The organism is Streptomyces sp. NPDC056486, assembly GCF_042795295.1.
In the GTDB taxonomy this organism is placed as follows: Bacteria; Actinomycetota; Actinomycetes; order Streptomycetales; family Streptomycetaceae; genus Streptomyces.
Window position 1 is genome coordinate 1 of record NZ_JBHTSF010000284.1, and the last position, 6379, is coordinate 6379.

The 6379-nt window shown below is 65.5% G+C and carries 7 protein-coding genes; 6 read left to right on the top strand and 1 reads right to left on the bottom strand.

Features of this window, described 5'->3' with window-relative positions; translation table 11 throughout:
• Positions 1–58 precede the first annotated feature (58 nt).
• A complete protein-coding gene (locus ACFQ7F_RS44980; RefSeq protein ID WP_344520703.1) occupies positions 59–373 on the bottom strand; it encodes a ferredoxin in 315 nt (104 codons plus the stop codon).
• Positions 374–627: 254 nt separating this feature from the next.
• On the opposite strand from ACFQ7F_RS44980, the gene arc reads away from it, so the two are divergent.
• The 6 genes from arc (at position 628) to prcA (ending at position 6339) form a co-directional block, all read left to right on the top strand.
• Positions 628–2394, top strand: coding sequence for a proteasome ATPase (arc, locus tag ACFQ7F_RS44985; RefSeq protein WP_383285293.1), 1767 nt, complete (start codon positions 628–630; stop codon positions 2392–2394).
• Between the two features lie 213 nt (positions 2395–2607).
• Positions 2608–4119 carry a depupylase/deamidase Dop gene (dop, locus tag ACFQ7F_RS44990; RefSeq protein WP_383285296.1) on the top strand — a complete coding sequence of 504 codons (1512 nt, stop codon included), beginning with the start codon at positions 2608–2610 and terminating at the stop codon, positions 4117–4119.
• A gap of 124 nt (positions 4120–4243) precedes the next feature.
• Positions 4244–4462 carry a ubiquitin-like protein Pup gene (locus ACFQ7F_RS44995; protein WP_249590985.1) on the top strand — a complete coding sequence of 73 codons (219 nt, stop codon included), beginning with the start codon at positions 4244–4246 and terminating at the stop codon, positions 4460–4462.
• Positions 4401–4724 (top strand): endonuclease domain-containing protein, encoded by a 324-nt coding sequence (locus ACFQ7F_RS45000; protein WP_383285306.1) that lies wholly within the window; start codon positions 4401–4403, stop codon positions 4722–4724. Before ACFQ7F_RS44995 ends, ACFQ7F_RS45000 begins: the two co-directional genes overlap by 62 nt.
• A complete protein-coding gene (gene prcB, locus ACFQ7F_RS45005) occupies positions 4676–5521 on the top strand; it encodes a proteasome subunit beta (protein ID WP_383285300.1) in 846 nt (281 codons plus the stop codon). Before ACFQ7F_RS45000 ends, prcB begins: the two co-directional genes overlap by 49 nt.
• Before the next feature lie 53 nt (positions 5522–5574).
• On the top strand, positions 5575–6339 hold the full coding sequence (gene prcA, locus ACFQ7F_RS45010) for a proteasome subunit alpha (protein WP_383285303.1): 765 nt from the start codon (positions 5575–5577) through the stop codon (positions 6337–6339).
• Positions 6340–6379 lie beyond the last annotated feature (40 nt).

Here is a 6379-nt window from a genome sequence, read left to right on the forward strand (position 1 = left end):
GGCGGGCACAGGCCCTTCTTCATGGCTTCATGGCTGAGTTGCCGATGAGTTCGCGACCTCACGCCGCGTCGGGGCCGTAGACCTCCACGCTGTCCGAAACACGACGCACGTGGATGCAGTCGCCCGGGCACTCCTTCGCCGAGTCCGCCACGTCACGCAGAAGCGTCAGCGGAACGGGCGTTGTGGCGCCCGGCGTCTGCAGGAGCTCGTCGTCGCCGCTCTTCACATAGGCCAGACCGTCGATGTCGAGCTCGAAGACCTCGGGCGCGTACTGGGCGCAGATGCCGTCGCCGGTACAGAGGTCCTGGTCGATCCAGACCTCCAGGAGATCGCGCCCCTCAGGGCCGGTCCCAGCCTCGTTCTGCACGGTCATTTCTCCTGCCGATCGCTGCGTCGGGCGAACCGACTTGAGGACAAGTCGGGCCAGCCCTGACGGGTGTTGAACGCTTCGACGATACAACCGCCCGCTTTCCGATGTTGTTGGGTGGGTATCCACCTGGTGTGAGGGAGAGCGCAAGGGTGAAGATCGGACACACCTCGACCGTCTTTGTGATCTAGGGGTTTCAATCGACACCCACCCAGGTAGGGTCTGGAAGCGTCCAGCTCCCCTTGGAGGAGGTGAGGACCGTGGCAGCCCACGACGACGACATCAACCGCGGCATCCGGCCGGGGCGAGGGTCTGAGGACCCCGCCGGTCAGGTTGCCTATCTCGAGCAGGAAATCGCCGTCCTGCGACGTAAGCTCGCCGACTCTCCGCGTCATACGAGGATTCTCGAAGAGCGGATCGTCGAGCTGCAGACAAATCTGGCCGGCGTATCCGCACAGAACGAGCGGCTCGCCAACACGCTCCGTGAGGCCCGCGACCAGATCGTGGCCCTCAAGGAGGAAGTCGACCGGCTCGCGCAGCCGCCGGCCGGCTTCGGAGTCTTCCTCGTGGCGAACGAGGACGGCACGGCCGACATCTTCACCGGGGGCCGCAAGCTCCGGGTGAACGTCAGCCCCAGCGTCGAGCTCGAAGAGCTCAGGCGCGGCCAGGAACTCATGTTGAACGAAGCGCTCAACGTGGTCGAGGCCATGGAGTACGAGAGCGTGGGGGACATCGTCACCCTCAAGGAGATCCTTGAGGACGGCGAGCGCGCTCTGGTGGTCGGGCACACCGACGAGGAGCGGGTGGTGCGGCTCGCCGAACCACTCCTCGACGTCACCATCCGCCCCGGCGACGCGCTCCTGCTCGAACCCCGCTCCGGGTACGTCTACGAAGTCGTTCCCAAGAGTGAGGTCGAAGAGCTCGTCCTCGAAGAGGTACCGGACATCGGCTACGAGCAGATCGGCGGTCTGGGCAACCAGATCGAGCTGATCCGCGACGCGGTCGAACTGCCCTACCTCTACCCGGACCTCTTCAGGGAGCACGAACTGCGGCCGCCCAAGGGCGTCCTGCTGTACGGGCCTCCTGGCTGCGGCAAGACACTGATCGCGAAGGCCGTCGCCAACTCCCTTGCCAAGAAGGTCGCCGAGGTGACCGGAGCGGCACAGGGGAAGAGCTTCTTCCTCAACATCAAGGGCCCCGAGCTCCTCAACAAGTACGTGGGCGAGACCGAGCGTCACATCCGCCTGGTCTTCCAGCGTGCGAGGGAGAAGGCGAGCGAGGGCACCCCCGTCATCGTCTTCTTCGACGAGATGGAATCCCTCTTCCGCACTCGCGGATCCGGTGTCAGCTCGGACGTGGAGAACACCATCGTCCCCCAGCTGCTCGCCGAGATCGACGGCGTGGAAGGCCTGGAGAACGTCATCGTCATCGGCGCCTCCAACCGTGAGGACATGATCGACCCCGCGATCCTGCGGCCCGGACGACTCGACGTAAAGATCAAGATCGAGCGCCCCGACGCCCAGGCGGCGAAGGACATCTTCGCCAAGTACCTCACCGAGCGGCTTCCGCTGCACGCGGACGACCTCGCCGAACACAGTGCCGACCGGCGCACCACTGTGGACGGCATGATCCAGTCCGTCGTGGAACAGATGTACGCGGAGTCCGAGGAGAACCGCTTCCTCGAGGTGACGTACGCCAACGGCGACAAGGAAGTCCTCTACTTCAAGGACTTCAACTCCGGCGCCATGATCGAGAACATCGTCGGACGCGCCAAGAAGATGGCCATCAAGGCCTTCCTCGACGCCAACCAGAAGGGCATCCGGGTCTCTCACCTCCTGCAGGCTTGCATCGACGAGTTCAAGGAGAACGAGGACCTGCCCAACACCACGAACCCGGACGACTGGGCCCGCATCTCCGGCAAGAAGGGCGAACGGATCGTTTACATCCGTACGCTCGTCACCGGAAAGCAGGGCGCGGACACCGGACGCTCCATCGACACGGTGGCGAACACCGGTCAGTACCTGTAGAAGACAGGGCGGCTGCGGGTGTCCTTCGTGGGTACCCGCAGCTGTCTGTTTTTCAACCAAGGCAATGATCTCCCCACCAGCGCAAAGGCGCTCTAGGCTCTTCGGTACCGCCGAGTCGCGCAGTGCGGGGACGGGCACCGCACACGCACCGGAGAACCAGCGGTACTTGAGCGCCGCACCCGAACGGGAGCGCCGCCGGGCAAGGAGGGCCGCATGACCGTACGGCGAGTAATGGGCATCGAGACGGAGTACGGCATCTCCGTCCCCGGCCACCCGAACGCCAATGCCATGCTCACCTCGTCCCAGATCGTCAACGCCTACGCCGCGGCGATGCACCGGGCGCGACGCGCCCGCTGGGACTTCGAGGAGGAGAATCCCCTGCGGGACGCACGGGGCTTCGACCTCGCACGTGAGACCGCCGATGCCAGTCAGCTCACCGACGAGGACATCGGTCTCGCCAATGTGATCCTCACCAATGGGGCGCGCCTCTACGTGGACCACGCGCACCCCGAGTACAGCTCACCCGAGGTCACCAATCCCTGGGACGCCGTCCTGTGGGACAAGGCCGGCGAACGCATCATGGCGGAGGCGGCCGAGCGGGCCGCGCAGCTGCCGGGCGCCCAGCCGATCCACCTCTACAAGAACAACACCGACAACAAGGGCGCGTCGTACGGCACGCACGAGAACTATCTGATGAAAAGGGAAACCCCCTTCTCGGACATCGTGCGCCACCTGACGCCGTTCTTCGTCTCCCGGCAGGTCGTCACGGGCGCGGGCCGCGTCGGCATCGGCCAGGACGGGCACGAACACGGCTTCCAGCTCAGCCAGCGCTCCGACTACTTCGAGGTCGAGGTGGGCCTGGAGACCACCCTCAAGCGGCCCATCATCAACACCCGGGACGAGCCGCACTCCGACGCGGAGAAGTACCGCCGCCTGCACGTCATCATCGGCGACGCGAACCTCTCCGAGATCTCGACCTATCTCAAGCTCGGCACCACGTCCCTGGTCCTCGCCATGATCGAGGACGGCTTCATCGCGGTGGATCTCGCCGTCGATCAGCCCGTGCGCACCCTGCACCAGGTCTCCCACGATCCGACGCTCAAGCGCCTCATCACGCTCCGTAGCGGCCGCACACTCACCGCTGTGCAGCTCCAGATGGAGTACTTCGAGCTGGCCCGCAAGTACGTGGAGGAGCGGTACGGCTCCGACGCCGACGAGCAGACCAAGGACATTCTCAGCCGCTGGGAAGACGTCCTCGGCCGCCTCGAGAGTGACCCGATGAGCCTCTCCGGAGAGCTCGACTGGGTCGCCAAGCGAGAACTCATGGAGGGCTACCGCCGCCGTGACGGCCTCGACTGGGACGCGGCGCGGCTGCACCTGGTCGACCTCCAGTACGCGGACGTACGGCCCGACAAGGGCCTCTACAACCGTCTGGTGGCCCGGGGCAAGATGAAGCGCCTCCTGGAGGAGCCTCAGGTCGAGCGCGCCCAGACGAAGCCTCCGGAGGACACCCGTGCGTACTTCCGCGGGCGCTGTCTGGAGCAGTACGCGGACGACGTGGCCGCGGCCTCCTGGGATTCGGTCATCTTCGACCTGCCGGGCCGCGACTCGCTCCAACGTGTGCCCACACTGGAACCGCTGCGCGGGACGAGGAATCACGTCAAGGAGCTCCTTGACCGCTGCCGCACGGCAGAGGACCTAGTACGGGTGCTCTCCGGAGGCTGAAAGACCCGGCGTGTGGGAATCATCGAGGTGGTCCCCGGACGTTGCAGTAACTACGGGGCCGATGTCAGACCTGGCTTATAGGGTCTGATCAAGTGCATCGAACCGAACGAGCGGGGTGAGGTAGATGGCGACCAAGGACACCGGCGGCGGACAGCAGAAGGCGACGCGTTCCACCGAGGAGGTCGAGGAGCAGACAGAGGAAGCGCAGGGCTCCGAAGACCTCAAGGAGCGCCAGGAGAAGTTGAGCGACGACGTGGACTCCGTCCTCGACGAAATCGATGATGTGCTCGAAGAGAACGCCGAGGACTTTGTGCGCTCATTTGTACAAAAGGGCGGGCAATAGCGGGCATGTCGGGTGGGGGTGCGTGCGGTGCCGGCAATGCGTGGCGGGTTGCCGGGCCGCTGTCACAAGCGCCTCAGCCGTACATGTGGATCACCGCCAAGAGGCGGGTAGGGTCCCTGACGTACTGTGCTTCAACTGCATTTCGGCCATCGGCAAGTTGGGAGACGATCCCGGCACCGTCCGCCGCGCGGCCGCATACCTGGAAGGAAACGCGTGGAAGCCAACACTCGTAGCACCGGGCGTCTACCGGCTGCCTTCCTGACGCCTGGTTCCTCGTCCTTCATGGACTTCCTGTCCGAGCATCAGCCCGGGATCCTGCCGGGCAACCGGCAGTTGCCGCCCACGCAGGGTGTGATCGAGGCGCCGCACGGCACGACGATCGTGGCGACGACGTTCCCCGGTGGCGTGGTGCTCGCCGGTGACCGGCGGGCGACCATGGGCAATGTCATCGCGCAGCGCGACATCGAGAAGGTCTTCCCGGCCGACGAGTACTCAGCGGTCGGCATCGCGGGCACCGCCGGTCTCGCCGTGGAGATGGTCAAGCTCTTCCAGCTGGAGCTCGAACACTTCGAGAAGGTCGAGGGTGCCACGCTCTCCCTGGAGGGCAAGGCGAACCGCCTTTCCACGATGATCCGGTCGAACCTGGGCATGGCCATGCAGGGCCTGGCCGTCGTCCCGCTCTTCGCGGGGTACGACGTGGACCGCGAGAAGGGCCGCATCTTCTCGTACGACGTCACGGGCGGCCGTTCCGAGGAGCATGGCTTCGCGGCCACCGGCTCCGGTTCGGTCTTCGCGCGTGGTGCGATGAAGAAGCTCTACCGCAACGATCTGTCGGAACAGGAAGCCACGACGCTCGTCGTGCAGGCGTTGTACGACGCGGCGGACGACGACTCGGCGACGGGTGGTCCGGATGTCGCCCGTCGGATCTATCCGATCGTCACCGTGATCTCCGACGAGGGTTTCCGGCGGCTGGGAGATGAGGAGTCTTCCGAGATCGCCCGCTCGATCCTCGAGCGGCGCCTGGAGCAGCCCGACGGCCCGCGCGCCTCGCTGCTCTGATCGATCCGTATTCGCCACTGACTGAGTCACTGACAGAAAGGGACGGATAGCCGGTGTCGACGCCGTTCTATGTCTCACCCCAGCAGGCCATGGCCGACCGGGCGGAATACGCCCGCAAGGGCATCGCCCGTGGTCGCAGCCTTGTTGTGCTGCAGTTCGCCGATGGCATCGTGTTCGTCGGCGAGAACCCGTCCCGTGCGCTGCACAAGTTCAGCGAGATCTATGACCGGATCGGCTTCGCGGCCGCCGGCAAGTACAACGAGTACGAGAACCTGCGGATCGGTGGCGTGCGGTATGCCGACCTCCGTGGATACACCTACGACCGTGACGATGTGACGGCCCGTGGGCTCGCGAACGTCTACGCCCAGACCCTCGGCACGATCTTCTCGAGCCAGGCGGAGAAGCCGTACGAGGTCGAGCTCGTGGTCGCCGAGGTGGGCGCCACGGCTGACTCCGATCAGATCTACCGCCTGCCGCATGACGGTTCGATCGTGGACGAGCACGGCTCGGTCGCGGTCGGCGGCAATGCCGAACAGATCAGCACGTATCTCGATCAGCGTCATCGCGACGGCATGTCGCTCGCCGAGGCGCTGAAGCTGGCCGTTCAGTCGCTGTCCCGCGACACGAACGGCAGCGAGCGGGAGATCCCCGCGGAGCGGCTCGAGGTGGCGGTGCTCGACCGTACGCGGCCGCAGCAGCGGAAGTTCAAGCGGATCGTCGGGCGTCAGCTCGAGCGGCTGCTCGAAGGCGGTGCGTCGGCGCCCACGGACGCCGAGTCCGACAACGAAGAGCCGGATACCGATTCCGACGAGAAGTAACGAGAAGTAAGTAGTTCGGTTCGTCGTGCGCCCCGTGTCC

Bases quoted from the DNA above. Each gene is read 5' to 3' on its own strand.
- dop (WP_383285296.1), top strand. From the start codon at position 2,608: ATGACCGTACGGCGAGTAATGGGCATCGAGACGGAGTACGGCATCTCC.
- ACFQ7F_RS44980 (WP_344520703.1), bottom strand. From the start codon at position 373: ATGACCGTGCAGAACGAGGCTGGGACCGGCCCTGAGGGGCGCGATCTC.
- ACFQ7F_RS45000 (WP_383285306.1), top strand. From the start codon at position 4,401: ATGTGCTCGAAGAGAACGCCGAGGACTTTGTGCGCTCATTTGTACAAA.
- ACFQ7F_RS44995 (WP_249590985.1), top strand. From the start codon at position 4,244: ATGGCGACCAAGGACACCGGCGGCGGACAGCAGAAGGCGACGCGTTCC.